The 17,538-nt window shown below is 41.9% G+C and carries 17 protein-coding genes; 5 read left to right on the top strand and 12 right to left on the bottom strand.

Annotated elements, in window-relative coordinates; genetic code table 11:
- Positions 1–131: 131 nt before the first annotated feature.
- Both lplA and N780_RS17180 read right to left on the bottom strand, forming a co-directional pair.
- Positions 132–1,136: a lipoate--protein ligase gene (lplA, locus tag N780_RS17185; protein WP_036786939.1), complete on the bottom strand. Its 1,005-nt coding sequence runs from the start codon at positions 1,134–1,136 to the stop codon at positions 132–134.
- 78 nt (positions 1,137–1,214) lie between these two features.
- Entirely contained in the window at positions 1,215–1,946 is a 732-nt protein-coding gene (locus N780_RS17180) for an MBL fold metallo-hydrolase (protein WP_036786895.1), read from the bottom strand.
- 122 nt (positions 1,947–2,068) lie between these two features.
- Between N780_RS17180 and yhfH the strand changes: the two genes are divergently transcribed.
- Positions 2,069–2,197 (top strand): protein YhfH, encoded by a 129-nt coding sequence (gene yhfH, locus N780_RS19610; protein WP_084599712.1) that lies wholly within the window; start codon positions 2,069–2,071, stop codon positions 2,195–2,197.
- A 270-nt stretch (positions 2,198–2,467) separates the two neighbouring features.
- Here the strand turns inward: yhfH and N780_RS17175 are convergent, their stop codons facing one another.
- From N780_RS17175 to N780_RS17155, 5 genes are all read right to left on the bottom strand, one after another.
- Positions 2,468–3,484, bottom strand: coding sequence for a LacI family DNA-binding transcriptional regulator (locus N780_RS17175; RefSeq protein ID WP_036786893.1), 1,017 nt, complete (start codon positions 3,482–3,484; stop codon positions 2,468–2,470).
- Positions 3,485–4,243: 759 nt separating this feature from the next.
- Entirely contained in the window at positions 4,244–5,653 is a 1,410-nt protein-coding gene (gene hemY / locus N780_RS17170) for a protoporphyrinogen oxidase (RefSeq protein WP_036786890.1), read from the bottom strand.
- Between the two features lie 9 nt (positions 5,654–5,662).
- On the bottom strand, positions 5,663–6,595 hold the full coding sequence (hemH, locus tag N780_RS17165; RefSeq protein WP_036786888.1) for a ferrochelatase: 933 nt from the start codon (positions 6,593–6,595) through the stop codon (positions 5,663–5,665).
- A 34-nt stretch (positions 6,596–6,629) separates the two neighbouring features.
- Positions 6,630–7,667 (bottom strand): uroporphyrinogen decarboxylase, encoded by a 1,038-nt coding sequence (gene hemE / locus N780_RS17160; protein ID WP_036786886.1) that lies wholly within the window; start codon positions 7,665–7,667, stop codon positions 6,630–6,632.
- A 626-nt stretch (positions 7,668–8,293) separates the two neighbouring features.
- Positions 8,294–10,456, bottom strand: a complete 2,163-nt coding sequence (locus tag N780_RS17155; RefSeq protein ID WP_052115148.1) for a transglycosylase domain-containing protein — start codon at positions 10,454–10,456, stop codon at positions 8,294–8,296.
- Between the two features lie 150 nt (positions 10,457–10,606).
- Between N780_RS17155 and N780_RS17150 the strand changes: the two genes are divergently transcribed.
- The 3 genes from N780_RS17150 to N780_RS17140 all read left to right on the top strand — a co-directional run bounded on the left by N780_RS17150 (position 10,607) and on the right by N780_RS17140 (position 12,960).
- Complete coding sequence (locus tag N780_RS17150) at positions 10,607–11,101, top strand: antibiotic biosynthesis monooxygenase family protein (RefSeq protein ID WP_036786883.1); 495 nt, start codon at positions 10,607–10,609, stop codon at positions 11,099–11,101.
- 287 nt (positions 11,102–11,388) lie between these two features.
- A complete protein-coding gene (locus N780_RS17145; RefSeq protein WP_036786881.1) occupies positions 11,389–12,246 on the top strand; it encodes a transporter substrate-binding domain-containing protein in 858 nt (285 codons plus the stop codon).
- A 15-nt stretch (positions 12,247–12,261) separates the two neighbouring features.
- Complete coding sequence (locus tag N780_RS17140; RefSeq protein ID WP_052115147.1) at positions 12,262–12,960, top strand: amino acid ABC transporter permease; 699 nt, start codon at positions 12,262–12,264, stop codon at positions 12,958–12,960.
- A 46-nt stretch (positions 12,961–13,006) separates the two neighbouring features.
- On the opposite strand, the gene N780_RS17135 is transcribed toward N780_RS17140, so the two are convergent.
- From N780_RS17135 to N780_RS17115, 5 genes are all read right to left on the bottom strand, one after another.
- Entirely contained in the window at positions 13,007–13,423 is a 417-nt protein-coding gene (locus N780_RS17135; RefSeq protein WP_084599716.1) for a disulfide oxidoreductase, read from the bottom strand.
- 162 nt (positions 13,424–13,585) lie between these two features.
- Positions 13,586–14,236, bottom strand: a complete 651-nt coding sequence (locus N780_RS17130) for a response regulator (protein ID WP_036786875.1) — start codon at positions 14,234–14,236, stop codon at positions 13,586–13,588.
- Positions 14,229–15,281 (bottom strand): sensor histidine kinase, encoded by a 1,053-nt coding sequence (locus N780_RS17125; protein WP_036786873.1) that lies wholly within the window; start codon positions 15,279–15,281, stop codon positions 14,229–14,231. Before N780_RS17125 ends, N780_RS17130 begins: the two co-directional genes overlap by 8 nt.
- A 9-nt stretch (positions 15,282–15,290) precedes the next feature.
- A complete protein-coding gene (liaF, locus tag N780_RS17120) occupies positions 15,291–16,049 on the bottom strand; it encodes a cell wall-active antibiotics response protein LiaF (protein WP_036786870.1) in 759 nt (252 codons plus the stop codon).
- Between the two features lie 64 nt (positions 16,050–16,113).
- Positions 16,114–16,791: a phosphatase PAP2 family protein gene (locus N780_RS17115; protein ID WP_052115146.1), complete on the bottom strand. Its 678-nt coding sequence runs from the start codon at positions 16,789–16,791 to the stop codon at positions 16,114–16,116.
- A 129-nt stretch (positions 16,792–16,920) separates the two neighbouring features.
- Here N780_RS17115 and N780_RS17110 point away from each other — a divergent pair, with 129 nt between their 5' ends.
- The gene (locus N780_RS17110) at positions 16,921–17,355 is read left to right on the top strand and encodes a ferritin-like domain-containing protein (protein ID WP_036786867.1); all 435 of its coding nucleotides are present in this window, start codon (positions 16,921–16,923) and stop codon (positions 17,353–17,355) included.
- The last annotated feature ends 183 nt before the right edge of the window (positions 17,356–17,538 follow it).

Below are 17,538 nucleotides of genomic sequence, written 5' to 3'. Positions count from 1 at the left end.
TGTTTTTTTATGCCAAATTTTCTAATACCCCAACAAATATTTTAGAGCCTAAAAAATTACTACAGGGAAGAATATGAACAAAAGCAATAATAAAACCGCTTGAGCGCTGAGCCCAAGCGGTCTTATTCGTTTTAGTAGATCAGTGATAAGAAATCCTCTTTTGAAATACGTCCAAGATAATGTGAAATATCTAAGTCTTGAATCGCTTCGTCAATGGCGCTACGCTCATAGCGTGTGCCAATTAAGCGGTTCTCAATCTCACTCACATCTCCTACACCAAAGAAGTCTCCGTAAATTTTTGCATTTTCGATCATACCTTTTTTCACATCTAGACGAACATCAACTGTTCCCCCGTCGAAACGATGTGAATGTTGGATATTAGATGCTGGGGATTTCCCGTAGTTCCAATCCCACTGCTGGTAACGCTCTTCTGAAAGAGCGTAAATGTTCTTCCAATCTTCTTCTGTTAATTTATATTGAGGCACATCCTCGACATTTTCTACATCGAAGATATAACGAAGAATCATCGCTTTGAAGTCTTCCATTGATAAATCTTCAGTTAAGTATTCCGAAATGTTCGCTACACGGCTTCGGATTGATTTGATTCCTTTAGAACGAATCTTTTCTGACTTTACGCGTAGAGCCGAAACGACGTTTTCGATCTCTGAGTCAAACATTAATGTACCGTGGCTAAACATGCGGCCTTTGGTAGAGAACTGCGCATTCCCTGAAATTTTACGGCCATCTTCTAGCTGGATATCATTACGCCCTGATAGTTCTGCCTTAACACCAAGTTTCTGTAACGCATCTGTTACAGGCTTTGTAAACTTAGCAAAGTCATTAAAGCTGTTCCCATCATCCTTCGTTAAGAAGCTAAAGTTCAAGTTCCCAAGATCATGGTAAACAGCTCCGCCGCCAGAAAGACGACGAACAACATGAATACCATTGTTCTCTACATAATCGGTGTTAATCTCTTCAATGGTATTCTGGTTCTTACCAATGATAATAGAAGGCTCATTGATATAGAACAGCAGGTAGCTTGTTTCATCGTCAATCTCTAAATTCTTAAGTACATATTCTTCGATCGCCAAATTAATGCGCGGATCGTTAATTCCCTCATGGTCTACAAAAAGCATCATAGTCTGTTCCTCCTATTCGTCTCTATCGACTATTGTAATAGATTCCTCTTCTCTATTCAATTCTATTGGCTAAGCCTAGGACTCAAAGCTTAATCCTTCTTGAGCTAACTCAATCACTCCCCCGTACTGTTCAGCAGCCTGATCTTTTAAGTCCTGGACGTTACCAAAGTGCGGAAGGTGACTGAGCCAAAGCTTACCCACACCCGCTTCATGAGCAATCTTCCCAACTTCTTCACTGGTCATATGACCCGGGTTCGTCCCATCCATCCCTTTATAAAAGTTAGAATCGGTAATAAGTAAGTCCGTCCCTTTACTGAATGAAATAAATTCATCTAGATAACTTGAGTCTGCTGTATAAACAAACGAAGACGTTCCGTCAGATATACGCATCGCATAACACGGAACAGGGTGAGCGGTCTTCATAAATTGAATGGTAAAAGGTCCAACCTCGAGTGTTTGATCAGGGTCATACCCAATACCTTCTGTACGATCATGTGTAAGTGCCTCAAAGCCAGCCTGATCTTCTTTATGGCCGTAGATTGGCAATACTTCTTCTGTTTCTCTCAAAATGTTCTGTACCTTCCACGCATACTGCATCACACCGATATCAGCTACGTGGTCAAAATGATAATGAGATAGGATAACAGCATCAATATCCATAACATTTACTTTAGACTGCAAGCGTGCTAACGCCCCACTTCCACAATCAACAAGCAGTGTGAAATCTCCAGATGTAACAAGATAACTTGAAGTTGCACTGTTTACAGCAGGGTAGCCACCCCAAAATCCATTTACGGTTACTTTCATGTTTATAGATCCTCCTATAGGGTATTTAAAAAAAAGTACAAGTTGTTATAAAACAAAGTGTTGTATTATTCCGCCTGTTATAATACAATAAAGGTACACAAACTTACTGGAGGGATTTTCCTATGATGAGCCCAATCGAGTTTTTTAAGACACTTCCTGAAAAGAAATGCACAGCATGTGGCAACGCAATCCAAGAGCAAGCTGACTGCTATGGCGATGTTTGTGAAGAATGCGACGACCCAGCTCGCTAACCTCTAAGATCCTCTACACTTAATGTACCTCACGATTAACAACCTAAACAAACAATAACAAACTCTACTCTAGAGAACAGCAACCGCTGTTCTTTTTTCTTGTCCAAAAGTAAAACAGTACTAGTACAGATCAGGGCTGTTTCTCCACAAAAAAGCACTCCAATTTTATTGGAATGCTTTTTCATGTTCTCATGTGGATAGGTCCGTTACTGTATAAGTGCTTGGGCTTGCTAATTGGTGGTGAACGGAGCTCATACAATAACGACCTCCCTAAAGAGGTACTAAATTGGACTGAGGGCTTGTAGATACTCTCGATTGAAGACGGTGTGGAAAGACGTGCTCTTCATGCTTTAAGTCATATCCCTGCTCCACTTGATGTACCAAAAGTTCTACACAGCGCCCAGCCATTTCCTGAAAGGGCTGTTCAATACTCGTGATCGAAGGGTTCATCAACATAGAAATGGCTTGATTATCAAATCCGATGACAAGAATATCTTCTGGTACCTTAACCCCTGCCTTAACGGCTTCATAAATGAAGCCTGCTGCCATTTCGTCCGAGCCTGCAAATACCCCGTTAATCGATGGGTAGTGAGCTTGAATTTGATGAAACAGCTCTCGTCCACTCTTCACGTCGACAGCGGAGCTAAATAATTCATTATCAATCGGCAATATGCCACGTTCATTAAGCGCTTTCAAAAAACCTTTTTCACGATCACGAAAAACATAGCTATCGTGACCCCCTTGTAAGAAGGCAATTTCTGTTGCACCATTTTCAATAAGATGAATTGTTGCCTCATATGCTGCTTTCTCTTGATCAATATGAACAACAGGAACAGGGGCCGTACTTACATTTTCATTACACAATACAATCGGACCAGATTGTAAGTACTCCTCAACAACTTCCCATTCGTTTTCAAGAGAGGTCATAATAATGCCATCTACTTGTTTTGTCCGAAGAAGTTCTAAATAGTCTCTTTCTTTATCCGGTAGGTTATGAGTTTGACAAATGATGACTTGGTATCCCCATTCTGAGGCTTTCATTTCCATAGATTCTATTAAATGATTAAAGAAAGGATTCGTAATTCGTGGAAGTAACACGGCAATTGTTTCAGTCTTTTGACTGCGAAGGCGCCTTGCAGAGGAATTCGGCACATATCCTAAAGCCTTCATCGCATCCTCTACTCTTACACGCTTATCTTCTGATACATACGGCTGATCATTAATCACTCGAGAAACGGTTGTTCTAGATAACCCTGCAAATTTTGCAACATCTTCAATTGTTGCCACTGTAAACGCCCCCTGATGATAATATCCGAGCTTTCAATTCCACTAAAATGAAATCGTTTTCATATATACGATTCTACTAGTCTTTGGAATTTCTTGCAACATCAGAATAAAGTGCAACCGTTTGAATCTTATATGGGGTTTCTATTTTATAGGCTCTGTCCCTATTAGTAGTTGACGTCTTCCTCTCCACCATAAGCTTCTTATGTGAAGGAGTTGAAGTTGAGAGAATGTTTCCGTTAACTTTAATTGAGCGTAAGGCGGGCCTGGAAACTACTCGCTTTCCTGTGGGGGAGCTGGTGAGCCTCCTCACCCGGCAAAGCCGGGCTCCGGGGTCTCACCTAGGCTCTTCTGCCCACGGGAGTCTCGCAGTTTCCAGGCCCACCTTTTCCATATTGGAAGATACGGAAACAAGCCAAATGTAGATTCAATTAGGCAACAGCAATGCTCAAGTAACGGGGCCGTGCTACCACTTTTGATAAGGGGGTTTATGGGGAACGGGGAGACTCCTACGGGAGAAAGAGGTCGACGAGACCCCGGCTCTAAAAAGAAAGAGGAAGTTCGATTAAAACCGTCACGTCAATAGCCAACGTCGAACGACCCCACATCGTGTGGGGCCGCCCATGGAAAGCGAGCCGTTCCCCAGATACCCCCAAGCACTCATAAGAGTATCGGGTCCCTTCTCCCCCCCCATGTCTCAGTTTCGAATGTTATACATATTAAAACAGGGCAGCTCATTATAATGAGTTGCCCTGTTGAACGTTATTTAGATTTTATATAGTCCAATACGTTTTCTACAGCTTTTTCACCCTGGTCGATACAGTCTGGTATGCCGAGGCCTTCGTATGAGGCTCCTGCTAGGTAAACGCCAGGCAGTTCATCCGCCATGTCGGCTTGGATTTGCTTCAGGCGATCTTTATGACCTACTGTATATTGGGCCCGTGAGTCTCTCCAGCGTGTTACTACGGTGAATTCTGGCTTTTGAGTAATGTTCATCGTTTTATTTAAGTCTTGTAAAACGATGTCAGCGATCTCTTCATCTGATAGATCAACCGCTCCCTGGTCGCTAGGTTTACCTACGTATGCGCGCAGGAGCGCTTTACCATCTGGGGTTGTGTGTGGCCATTTCTTATGAGTCCACGTACAAGCTGTAATTCGATAATCGCTATTTCTTGAAACGAGGAAGCCTGAACCATTAATGTCTTGTTGAATAGCAGATTGATCAAAGGCCATTGCGACGTTGGCGACAGATGTGGCAGGCATATCCTTAAAGGAATCCATAAAGGAATACTGACTCAACATCGACTGAGCAGCATAGTGTGGTGTAGTAATGATCACACTATCAGCGTGCATAACTTCTCCGTTATGAAGCTTTAACTCATACCCATCTGCTCGTTTTTCAATTTGAGTGACACTTGTCTCTAATTGAACAGTACCTTCTTCTAGTGAATCGGATACAGCTTCCACAAGTGAACCTAACCCATTTTGAAGGGTACGGAATGGACTCGGTTTTTTCCTTGTTCCTTTATTGGGAGGTTTCGGGACAGTTTTCTGAAGACCTCTTACGATTCCGCCGTACTTTTGTTCTAATTGATAGAAGTTCGGGAACGTAGCCATTAAGCTTAAGTTGTCAATATCCCCTGAATAGATCCCGGATAGCAACGGTTCTATTAGATTTTCAACCACTTCATCCCCAAGACGATTCCGGAAAAAATGTCCTAACGATTGATCCGTTTGAGGTTTACTCTTAGGCTTTATGAAGTCACCCGCTGCGCGCAATTTCCCTTGTGGGGAAAAAAGGCTTGATAAGACAAATGGACGAACTTGAACAGGAATCCCCATAAAAGATCCACTCGGAATCTCGTGAAGTTTTTCGTTTGCTAACACGTATGACTTCCCTGTTGAAACCGTCACAAGGTCACTTGTAAGTCCGACTTCATCAATTAACCTGAAAACACTTGGCTTACGTGCCAATAGTGAATCAGGGCCACGTTCAATCGTGAACCCTTCCTTTTTCTCCGTTTCAATCATTCCACCTAGACGGTTACTTCCTTCAAGTACTTGTACATTTAACGGCAGGTTATGCTCTTTTGCTTCTTTCTGTAAATAATAGGCTGTCGATAATCCAGTGATCCCTCCACCTATTACAACAACTTTTTTCTGTTCAGACATCGCTATCCCCTACTTTTTAGCTTGTTTTAAAACGACTTCCGCTAATGTGCTAATAAATAATGGATGAGTATTCGGCATTTCTGGACGGTAATAAGAAGCTCCTAGCTCATCACATACCACTTTACACTCATAATCGTTGTCATATAATACCTCTAAGTGATCGGATACAAATCCAACCGGAGCATAAACAAATGTGCGATAGCCTTTTTCGTGATAGAGGTCTCTTGTTAAGTCTTGTACATCCGGTCCAATCCAAGGATCAGGTGTGTTCCCTTCACTTTGCCAACCAATCTCATAGTCTTGAATTTGCAACTGGCCTGCGATCAGATCAGCTGTTTTCTTAAGTTGATCCGGGTATGGATCGCCGTTTTGAATAATCTTTTCAGGAAGACTGTGCGCAGAAACGATCAGGACCGCTTTCTCACGCTCTTGTGCTGTCATTTCTTCGTATACTTTACGGAGAGATTCAGTCCAATACTGGATAAACCCTTCCTCGTCGTACCAGCTCTCCACAGACGTGATCGTTGTTACACCATGCTTTTCGGCTTCTTCCTGAGCACGACCGTTATATGATTTCACGCTAAACGTAGAATAGTGGGGAGCGAGTACAATCGAGACAGCTTCTTCAATTCCATCGTTCGCCATTTGCTCCACAGCGTCTTCAATAAATGGATCAATGTGTTTCAGGCCTAAATATAGCTTAAATTCAACGTCATCTTGAATTTCGTTTAGCTTAGCTGTTAAGGCGTCCGCTTGTTCTTGTGTGATTCGGGCAAGTGGAGAGATCCCTCCAATGGCTTCATAGCGCTCGCGCAATTCGTCGACCATATCCTGAGAAGGAGTTCTTCCTCGACGAATGTGCGTGTAATACCGTTCTAAATCGTCTTCTTTATAGGGTGTACCATATGCCATTACAAGAAGTCCCATTGTTTTCTTTGCCATTCGTTAACACCTCTTTTAAAAAGTTTGTTGTCTATTACGACCTTTTAGAATACTCGTGAATAAACTGTGTCAATCGCTGTAGTGTTTCAGGTTTCACGTCAGGGAAAACGCCATGGCCAAGGTTAAACACAAAACCTGGCTGACTCATCCCCTGGTCTAGTATAGCCTTTGTGCGTTCTTCTATCGTCTCCCAATCGGCTAACAATAGGGCAGGATCAAGATTTCCCTGAACCGTTTTGTTAATGCCCATGTCACGGGCTTCATTTATAGTAGTGCGCCAGTCAAGGCCGACAACATCTAGTGGAAGGTCATTCCAATCCTTCGCAAGGTGAGCTGCTCCAACACCGTGCATGATGAGCGGCACATTCTCTTCGCGTAGTTCTGAAAAGATACGCTCCATTACTGGCTTAATAAACTGACGGTAGTCTCGTACACTTAACGCCCCAACCCAAGAATCAAAGATTTGAATGGCTTTAGCTCCTGAATGGATCTGAGCCCGCGCATAGCGAATCACAAGGTCAGCAAGTTTGTCCATTAATAAGAACCATGCTCTTGGGTCTGTGTACATCAATGCTTTTGTCTTATGATAATTCTTAGATGGTCCACCTTCAATCATATAGCTTGCAAGGGTAAATGGCGCTCCGCTAAAGCCGATTAACGGAACATTTAGCTGCTCCTCTGTTAGCAGTTTGATGGTATCTAATACGTAAGGAACGTCGGATTGTGGATCAATTTCGCCCAACTTCTCTACATCAGCCAAGGAACGAATTGGGTTATGGATAACTGGTCCGATCCCTTTTTTAATTTCAACATCCACCCCAATCGCTGGTAAAGGTGACATGATATCTTTATAAAGAATTGCCGCATCAACGTTATAGTTTTCCACTGGTAAACGGGTTACGTAAGCGCATAACTCTGGTTGATGAGTAATTTCAAATAAAGAGTATTTCTCTTTCAATTTATTGTATTCAGGTTGGGAACGTCCCGCCTGTCTCATATACCACACAGGTACATGATCTGTTTGCTCGCCTCTGAAAGCTTTTAAAATCGTGTCATTAAATGAATTTGTCATACCGTTCTCACCTTTCACATTGATCATTTGCACGTCGACAGTGATCAATTGTCTATCTACCAATATACCCAGTGACGGTTTTTATGTATAGATTATGAAGCAGATTGTCATGATTTTGTCGATTACTTAATTATTTCCTATCCCTATTTTACACAATATTAATGCGAAATGAAAAATATTGTCGAACGTTTTCATAAAGGAAGCCACATCAAGAGGCAATGGTGCCCTGATGTGGCTAGCTTTTTCTTCGTGTTTCCTTGATCTCACTCCGGTTCAGTCCAGTCTGTACGTTGCTAAGCGGGTGACTTACGCTTTTGATTCGGCTAGCTCCTGTCACCCAGCAACTAGCAGACTTCCCTCACCTCTGATCGATCAGTCAACATCGATTCGCTTACGCTCTTCGTGTTTCCTTGATCTCACTCCGGTTCAGTCCAGTCTGTACGTTGCTAAGCGGGTGACTTACGCTTTTGATTCGGCTAGCTCCTGTCACCCAGCAACTAGCAGACTTCCCTCACCTCTGATCGATCAGTCAACATCGATTCGCTTACGCTCTTCGTGTTTCCTTGATCTCACTCCGGCTCAGTCCAGTCTGTACGTTGCTAAGCGGGTGACTTGCGCTTTTGATGTTACCATTCAACTCTTACTTGATTAGAAGGTGATCCTTCTGTATCAGTTAGGGGATCATATGGAACGATGTAGTAGGTTTCATCATGGAACACTGTCAGTCGTTTGATTGTATAACGACCTCTTCCTTCTACTTCACCAATTCGTTCGTCTTGTCCTTCTTCTTCTCTATAAATACGATAGACGACACGGTCATCTCTTGCAGGTGTCCATGTCAGTTCTGCTTGCAGAAGGGTTAAGGAGCCAAACGAAAGGGTTCCGTCTAAGTCATCTATAATAGGTAGATCAATCGGTGGTGGTACGTCTTCTACTCCATCTGGTTGTGTAAATGAATCTTCTAGTTGTTTTACCTGATCGACCCGAGTTAGTACTTCTTTCATTAATTTTGTAGGGGAGGCACTTCCATCATTTAAATAGTGCTTCTCATCAGATTGATCATAGCCCATCCATACAGAACCAACATATTCAGGAGTAAAGCCAACAAACCAGGCATCTTTTGTTTTCTTATCCACATAAGGGTGTTGGGTAGAACCCGTTTTGCCAGCTAAGGCTTTCTCATACGCACCGCTTCGTCCAGTACCTTCAGTCACTACGGATTCTAGCATCCTTGTAATGGACCAGGCTGTTTGAGGATTGAAGATTTGTTTTGGCTTTGGCTCGTACTTGTGGACCAATTCCCCGTCCTTGTCGTAAATTTCTACAATGGAATGAGGCTCTATCATTTCCCCGTCGTGAATAAATGTTCTATAGGACCGAACGAGATCTACAGGCGTCACGCCTTTTTTTAGTCCTCCAAGAGCTATGGATAAACCATTGTCTTCGAGGTCCATCCCTAGCTTCTCTAAATAATTCTTTGAGTAATCAATTCCAATCTCATTTAGTAGCCAAACGGCTGACGCATTTTTCGATAACATCAGTGACTTATAAATGGATATATAATCATCATACTTATAATCGTAATTAGTAGGAGTGTAATCTCCGTATGACAGCTTTTGATCCACCAACAAGGAGTATGGTGTATATTGTTCCAGATCAAGAGCAGGACCATAAACGGCAAGTGGCTTCATGACAGAACCAGGCTGACGTTTTTCTAACAAACGGTTTAAGTCTCCCCGCTCATTATTACGCCCCCCTTGCGCCGCCAGAATCTCCCCTGTTTCCTCATCCATCAATAGAAACGTTCCTTGTACCCCTTCGACAGAGCCAGGAAAGTACTGATCGATTTGCATCACTTCGTGTGAGATACGTTGAATGTCTTCATCCACGCTCACAACAATGCGATAGCCTCCCTGATACAATTCATCTTCACTGAGTCCATATTCTTCTTTAGCTTCTGTTACAACATAATCAAGATAGCTATTCAGCCAAGGTTTCTCTTCAGGACTGCCGTGATTAATACCAAGATTTTTGCGTTGCAACTGCACAGCTTCCTCTGATGTTACAAAACCTTCGGCAAGCATGCGGCTAATGACGATATCACGACGACCCTTCGCACGTTCTGGGTGATCAATAGGGTCATAGTAATTCGGGCCTTTTGGCAAAGCTGCAAGTAACGCACCTTCTGTTAAGGAAATATCTGAAACAGGTTTATTGAAGAAGTATTGAGAAGCCGATTCAATGCCGTATAATCCGTTTCCGAAATAGATCGTGTTTAAGTAGTATTCAAGAATTTTCTTCTTCGGCACATTTCGTTCTAAGTACAAGGATGCCATCACTTCTTTGATCTTTCGTGTCCATGTCTTGTCATGGGTTAAGAATAAGTTTTTCGAGAGTTGCTGGGTAATCGTACTCCCGCCTTCCACCTTTTCCATTGCAATTAAATCACGATATAAAGCCCTGGCCGTTGCTATAACATCAACACCCGCATGTTCATAGAAACGTCCGTCTTCAATCGCAATAAAAGCATTCTCCACATGATCTGGTATATCCCCAATCGGGACAACTGTTCGATTCTCTTTATATAATTTTGTTAATTCATCACCGTTTCTTGTTTCGATTACAGATGCTTCATCTAGCACAAGCAGACGCTCATCTACGATCCTCTTCCCGCCAATTAATAGAGTAAAGTAACCAGCGAAAGCTAGTACCACCATGCTTGCTACAACAATGATGAGCCAGCGCCACCTCTTTACCCAGTCCGGGATTTTTATTTCTCTCCAATTCATAACGTTCACCTCGTTCTATTGTACATTGGAGTGCTTGAATACTTACCAATATTATACGCTAACACAAAGTTTTAGAAAAAGGCTTCCTTCTTGCTTGCTTTTTAAATTCTTTCGTTGCTACACTAAACTTAATAGAAAGGAGACGTTTTCATGAATGTATATATGACACTTGGCACCTATGATTACCTGGCTTCTTTAACTGAAAAGCACGACCAAAATATCTTTCTTATGCAGGGTGAAAGTTCTTCCCTTGCTTATACAGAAGGGGAAAACATCTTCCAAGAGCCACGCTCTTATGAAACTGTTGATCATCAAGGAGAGCTTCAAGAAGAAGGATTTGTTGTCATGAACAACATCCCTGTCACAGATGAAGGACGCCCACTATTTGAAGATCGCTTCAAAAACCGTGCAGGCGCAATCGAAGATTCACCTGGGTTTCAGGCAATCCGAATCTTACGTCCTACAGAAGGCAATACCTATGTTGTCTTCACTCAGTGGAAAGATGAATCAAGCTTTGAAGACTGGAAGAATTCCCAAGCCTTCCAAAAGGCTCACAAAAATTCTGGACCTCAAAGTAAAGAAAAACCATCCTTCTCAGCAGGACCAGCCTACTTAACGAAATATCATATGACAAAACCAGACTAAACATACACAAAGCCAGCAAAAAGCTGGCTTTTTCTATTGCCAAACACTTTCACACTATAAAGCAAAGAAGCGTGCCAGACACCCATTAATACTTCACAGCACGAAAGGGTGTCTGGCACGCTTTAACTATGTAATAGACTGACGCGTGTCTGACACCCTTTCGTCTTGTAGAGCAGCGGGGCGGAATTTGTGAGAATTGTAAATTTCTTTCTTTTGAAATTGAGAGATTATGTTGTTATAGTTAGATAGGTTTTTATATCTAATCAACATGAAGGGAACGTTCAACTATGAAGAAACAGTTTATGTTTGTAGTAAGTTTGGCTTTTGTTTTCATATTAGCCGCTTGTGGTTCAACTGAGGGCGATGAGAAGGCGAAAGAAAAGACTACTTGGGATAAAGTACAGGAAGAAGGAGAGATTGTAGTCGGGACATCTGGCACCCTAGTAGCAACCTCTTACTATCCTAAAGATTCTGATGAACTATCAGGCTATGACGTAGAAGTTATGCGTGCGATTGGAGAAAAGCTTGGCGTTGATGTGAAGTTTCAAGAGATGGGATTTGACGCTTTGTTTGCTGCTATGAACAGCGGACGCATCGATGCAGCGATTAACGACATAGAAGTAACCGATAAACGTGAAGAAAAATATGCGTTTACGACGCCATATAAATATTCATATACGACATTGGTTGTGCGTGAAGATGGATTAAGCGGCATTGAAACACTTGATGACCTAGAAGGCAAGCGTGCTGGTGGGGCGGCCACCTCTGTATTTAGTGATATTGCACGTCATTACGATGCTGAAGTCGTAACATACGATAACGCCACGAACGATGTCTATCTTCGTGACGTAGACAGAGGAGAGACAGACGTAATCATTAACGATTACTACCTATCCAAGCTAGGAATTAATGCTTTTCCTCAGTTTGATCTAGTCCTTCACCCAGACATTAAAGTTCACCCTACGAAACAAGCGATTCTACTCGAGCAAGAAGACACTGAAATTCAAAAGAAAATGAATGAAGCGCTTGAAGAATTACGTGAAGACGGGACACTTACAGAGCTGTCGAAGAAATTCTTCCTTGGGGAAGACGCTTCTAAACAGCCTGAAGGTGAGATCACTGAAATCGAAGGCTTAGACTCTTAAAGGCGTTGATCATTTATGATAAGTCCTACTTTTTTTCTAGAAATGGAACTAGATAAGCTTTTCAACCCGCGTCTTGCGTGGGAGAGCTTACCTACTGTTCTAGAGGGACTCCCTTACACCATTGCCATCTCCTTAGCCGGGATGGCAATTGGTCTCTTTCTAGGGTTCTTTCTATCATTAGGCCGCTCTTCCTCTGCTTTTTACTTGCGCTGGCCATCGAGGCTCTATATTTCCTTTATGAGAGGCACACCCATTCTTGTCTTTCTCTTTCTATTATATTTTGGCTTTCCTTTCATTGGAATTTCCATGTCGGCCGTTACCTCAGCTGTCGTAGCGTTCGGTTTAAATAGTGCTGCTTACAACGCAGAAATCATACGCGCTTCATTAAAAAGTGTTTCAAACGGACAGTGGGAAGCCTCGAGAGCACTAGGGCTCAGTTACTGGCAGACGGTACGATTTGTCATTGTCCCGCAAGCCACTCGAATCGCCTTACCGCCTCTTACTAATGTAATGCTTGATTTAGTCAAAGCAACATCCCTGGCAGCAATTATTTCTGTTCCTGAAATGATTCAACACGCCAAAATTGTGATTGGACGCACAGGAGATGCCATGACGCTTTACCTGCTGGTAGCCTTTATATATTGGCCCCTTTGCATCATCATCGCCACATTCCAAGAACGCTTAGAAGCTCGCTATGATTTTCACAAAAAGTAACCTAAAAATAAAATGGCCCGTGCTTCAAAAAGCACAGGGCCATTTCTTATTTATTGTTCTTAACCATCCACAAGTGGCAAACAAATATAATTGTAAAAGCTATAAAAGATAGTAGAGGGATTGTAATAAATCCTCCCCAATTAATATACGTACTTCCACAAGAGACGACGCTACACCCATCCCCTGCTTCTTTTAAAAATGGTAGCTTTTGCATTCCATAATGATAAGCCGCTACTAAAACACCTAAACCACTCATAAAAAGCCCTGCCGCTCCATACTTAAGATCCTTACGAGCTAAGGCGATTCCATATAACAATACGAGTGGATACATTAAAATCCGCTGGTACCAACATTTTTCACACGGAATAAAGTCCATCACTTCTGAAAAAAACAGACTTCCAAATGTCGCTAAAACGGACGTTACCCAAGTAAAAAAGAGCACCTTTTGCACACGTTCACTCATCATCAAAACATCCCCAATTCAAAACATTCTCCCTTCAGTATAATAAAGGTGAATCACGGATTCTAGTAAAAAGAGAGGAAGGTCATCTTTACCACTCACCATTTCTTCTCTCAACTAAAAAGTCGAGTACAAAATCATGACGATTTTGTACTCGACTCTCCATTATGAATCTTCTGAACGAATGAGCCCATTCTTATGCGCATAGACCGCCGCTTGAGTACGGTCTTGCACAGCTAACTTACTTAAAACATTACTTACATGGGTCTTAACCGTTTTAATTCCGATAAATAGCTTTTCGCTAATTTCTTGGTTCGTCAATCCATCCCCAATACACATCAACACCTCTAGCTCCCGACCTGTTAAGTCATCATGGAGCTTCTTTTCTTTCGAACGGAAGCGTGTCATCATTTTGTTCGCTACTTTAGGTTCAATGTGCGTCTCACCCTTTGCAGCCTTCTTAATTGCTGAAGCAATCTCATCTGCTGAAGATGTTTTTAACATATAGCTGAAAGCCCCTGCTTCAAGAGCTGGAAACACTTTTTCATCATCATAATAGCTTGTGAGAATAATAATTTTACATTCAGGGAGCTCACTCATGATCTGCTTTGTAGCTTCAATGCCATCCCCATTTTCCATCATAAGATCCATCAACACGACATCAGGTTTTTCTTTAAGAACTAGTTTAGCACCCTCATTTCCACTTGACGCTTCCCCAACAATGTCAAACATTGGTTCTGTCATTAAATAGGCGATAACACCTTTACGAACCACATCATGGTCATCTACAACCACTAACCTAATCGCCTCACTCATCCGCAACCGCCTCCTGAATTGGTATTCTTATATCAATGTAAGTGCCTTCTCCTGGCTTAGAACGAAGTGCGAACGTACCGCCAATTTCATCTGTTCGTTCTTGCATGGTTTTCAAGCCGTATGAGGTTTTCTTATCTTGGTTTACATGGAACCCTTTCCCGTTATCACTAATATGTAAAAACACTTGATCATTCATGCCCTTTAACGAGATTTGAACATCGGATGCTTCAGCATGCCGCAAAATGTTCGATAAGGCTTCTTGTACGATACGGAAGAGGTGCTCCTCCGCCCCATCAGATAAGGCGACGGCGTCATCTAGATCAACAGAAAATTCGATTTGACATTTCTCTTGTAATTCAAGAATGAGCGTTTGTATTCCTTCATGCAAGGACTCACCCGACAAATGAACGGGCCTTAAATGTAAAAGCAAGGCTCTCATCTCTGTTTGAGCCTGAAGCGACATAGAGGTAATCTCCCCGAGTTGCGCTTTTGCTCGATCAGGATCTTGATCAAATAACCGCTCGGTGGCTTGGGCCATCATGGTTAACGCAAATAATTGTTGGCTTACTGCGTCATGAAGATCACGTGCTAAACGTTGTCTTTCTTCGATCGTGGCTGCCTTATGAGCGGTCTTGGCAAACTCTGATTTTTCATCTGCCATTCGCTGAAGGGATTTTACTTGGCTTTGCAATTTTCCAGCTAACTCATTTAACTCTTCTGCTATATGTTCGAATTCATCATCTGTATTTAAATAAATTTTGGCAGTGTAGCTTCCTTGAGCTAATGCACGGATCATCGTTGTCATTCCATCAAGATTTTCCTTAATGCCACCGCTCGACTGAAACCCCACAAAAATTGATACGAGACCTGATACTATAACAAACAATCCAACAAAGAAAAAAATGGACCCTGGACTCAACCAAACAGGTTCTCTTAGCACATAAAAACCTAATAAAACTGACATTAAGATCAACACGGTTAAAAACATGCCATAAAAATGAGAGCGAATAAAAGCATAACGAACACTACTCAATCTTTTTAACATTCTCATCACCTACACTCGGTCCAGGCGTATATTGCCCACTTTTAAGTTAATATAGAATGTAACTTTACGTGTTGAAGTTTCATAATCAGGTGTCTGGTAACTCATGACACGATTAAATCCGTCTGCCTTTTGCTCAAGAATACGTATATCACCGGTCTTCACATTCGCCTCCACTCGAAAGGCTACATTTTCAGGCATTAGAATCTTCACATCCCCAACGATTCCTGAAAGCTTAAAGGGAGTATCTTTCTCAGGAATAAACGCCTTTGTGAAATCAAACTTGTAATCCCCAACCGCATTCCATAAGTTCATCGGTTCCACTGCCCAATCACTGCTCGTGAAAGAGTAATCTCCAATCGCACTCTTCTTTCTTTTGAAACTTTCATCTTGATGATCGTCATCGAATCGGATTTCAACTTTTGGTTTCGTCCCTTTTGAAAGAAAGATTCTAAAACCAATAATGACGAAGATTAATGGCCATAGTAACCAGATATCCCCCGCTGTAAAGGTAATCCACTCAAAGCGATCCATAACTAAAAGAGCAGCGAACACAGAAGTTAAAACTCCCAACCCAAAGCGGTCATCTCTTTTAAGTATACTATCTAGAATGAACTTTAGCCCTACAACAAGGAGTATAAAAGGATAACTATAAGAAAATAATTGCCACATTTCCAGGGAAATAACGTCAAGATTCGCCATTAATATGAAAGTTCCACCAACAATCAATACCAAAGCAAGAATAAAATTTGTAAAACTAACGCGTTTCATTGTAACCACCCTTTTCCTAAGTAAGCCCTATCTCTATATTTATCTTAGCGCTTTTACTTATCTTTTAGAACATGCTACGGGTGGTCTTCTCCTCCGCCTCTAGACGGAGATTGGTCCTCTTCTCTAGCCATTCGTACAACACAATCCATACGCCTGCAAAAACAAACCCAAACGTAAAGCCTGCTAACACATCTGAGAAATAGTGAGCTCCTTCAAATACCCGACTGATTCCGATTAAGAATACAAGGGTAAAACCCACAACCGAACTTATCGCAACCACTACCTTTGAACGTGCCTTTCTACTCAGGAAATAAAAAGCCAGTACAGCGCAAATCAACGAAACCATTGCGTGACCACTAGGAAAGCTAAAGCCTTCAACCCCTTCATTAATAACGGGACGATCTCTTGCAACCATACTCTTCAATACAATATTAAACCCATAGCCCATTAGTACACCTATAAACATCATAAGGGCCTGGATCCAGTCTTTCTTAACGACTCCTATTAAGAAGACAAAGAAAAGTGCGACTGGTCCAAGAACCTTCCCTGAACCGAACGGTGTGAGTACAGAAAAGAATTGGTGCAATCCCTTCCCTGACCCAGCAGCAAACTGAGCTGCCCATTCATCGATCAAACCAGCCTGCTCTGTCATCACCAGGGCCATTAACATGAGCGACACGCCTAGTATGACTACCCCTAAAATGTACAAAGACTTTTTAGAAAAACTTAAATATGATTCCATTCTATTCCTCTCCTTTCTCATCTATTTTACTAAGGCTTAAGACAGATGTTTAGTTTTTTTTCATCAGGGTACATTGATATTGTGCGACAGGATATACACAACGAACAAATCTAAACAGGGGTGATTATGATGGATCAAAAAGTACAAAATCTAATTGATGGCTTAAACGAAGACTTAGCACACGAATATGCGGCAAGCATTATGTACACATATAATGCTGCTACCGTTCAAGGACTTTACTATCAAGTGTTAAAACCATTCTTCGAATCTGAAATTGGTGATGAACAAGGTCATGCACTTTACCTAGCTGAGAAGATTAAAACTCTAGGTGGCACACCAACTACAAAACCAGCTGAAGTTAAACAACTATCAGACGTTAAAGATATGCTTGAAGAAGCAAAACGCGCAGAACAAGACACAATTCGTCGTTACGAAGAGCGTAAAGAACAAGCCGAAGAACTTGGTTACACAGAACTAGTTGTCAAACTAGACGACATGATCGCAGACGAAACGGGCCACATGGAAGAAATGGACCGTCTATTAGCAGACCCACGTTTGCAATAAGGGTAATCCTTTATAGTAAAAAAGCCGAACCGCATGTAGCGGTTCGGCTTTTTAGTGCGGACAAGATGAAACGCATCGTGACTTTTTTTACCGATGACAAGTCTTTTTTCTATAAAGAACAAGATAAAGTTCGCATTGGCTCTCTCTCATTTAGATAGGGTTACTGGCAAGCATTCATAGGCG

It is taken from the genome of Pontibacillus chungwhensis BH030062, from assembly GCF_000770675.1.
GTDB classification, from domain to species: domain Bacteria; phylum Bacillota; class Bacilli; order Bacillales; family BH030062; genus Pontibacillus; species Pontibacillus chungwhensis.
Note: the sequence above shows the minus strand (reverse complement) of the source record. Positions and strands in the feature narration are given on the sequence as shown.

Excerpts from the sequence above, each read along its gene's own strand:
- N780_RS17125 (WP_036786873.1), bottom strand. The coding sequence starts at position 15,281 with ATGTTAAAAAGATTGAGTAGTGTTCGTTATGCTTTTATTCGCTCTCAT.
- N780_RS17130 (WP_036786875.1), bottom strand. The coding sequence starts at position 14,236 with ATGAGTGAGGCGATTAGGTTAGTGGTTGTAGATGACCATGATGTGGTT.
- N780_RS17115 (WP_052115146.1), bottom strand. The coding sequence starts at position 16,791 with ATGGAATCATATTTAAGTTTTTCTAAAAAGTCTTTGTACATTTTAGGG.
- hemE (WP_036786886.1), bottom strand. The coding sequence starts at position 7,667 with ATGACAAATTCATTTAATGACACGATTTTAAAAGCTTTCAGAGGCGAG.
- liaF (WP_036786870.1), bottom strand. The coding sequence starts at position 16,049 with ATGAAACGCGTTAGTTTTACAAATTTTATTCTTGCTTTGGTATTGATT.
- yhfH (WP_084599712.1), top strand. The coding sequence starts at position 2,069 with ATGATGAGCCCAATCGAGTTTTTTAAGACACTTCCTGAAAAGAAATGC.
- N780_RS17110 (WP_036786867.1), top strand. The coding sequence starts at position 16,921 with ATGGATCAAAAAGTACAAAATCTAATTGATGGCTTAAACGAAGACTTA.
- hemY (WP_036786890.1), bottom strand. The coding sequence starts at position 5,653 with ATGTCTGAACAGAAAAAAGTTGTTGTAATAGGTGGAGGGATCACTGGA.
- N780_RS17155 (WP_052115148.1), bottom strand. The coding sequence starts at position 10,456 with ATGAATTGGAGAGAAATAAAAATCCCGGACTGGGTAAAGAGGTGGCGC.
- N780_RS17145 (WP_036786881.1), top strand. The coding sequence starts at position 11,389 with ATGAAGAAACAGTTTATGTTTGTAGTAAGTTTGGCTTTTGTTTTCATA.
- N780_RS17135 (WP_084599716.1), bottom strand. The coding sequence starts at position 13,423 with ATGAGTGAACGTGTGCAAAAGGTGCTCTTTTTTACTTGGGTAACGTCC.
- N780_RS17140 (WP_052115147.1), top strand. The coding sequence starts at position 12,262 with ATGATAAGTCCTACTTTTTTTCTAGAAATGGAACTAGATAAGCTTTTC.
- lplA (WP_036786939.1), bottom strand. The coding sequence starts at position 1,136 with ATGCTTTTTGTAGACCATGAGGGAATTAACGATCCGCGCATTAATTTG.
- N780_RS17180 (WP_036786895.1), bottom strand. The coding sequence starts at position 1,946 with ATGAAAGTAACCGTAAATGGATTTTGGGGTGGCTACCCTGCTGTAAAC.
- N780_RS17150 (WP_036786883.1), top strand. The coding sequence starts at position 10,607 with ATGAATGTATATATGACACTTGGCACCTATGATTACCTGGCTTCTTTA.
- hemH (WP_036786888.1), bottom strand. The coding sequence starts at position 6,595 with ATGGCAAAGAAAACAATGGGACTTCTTGTAATGGCATATGGTACACCC.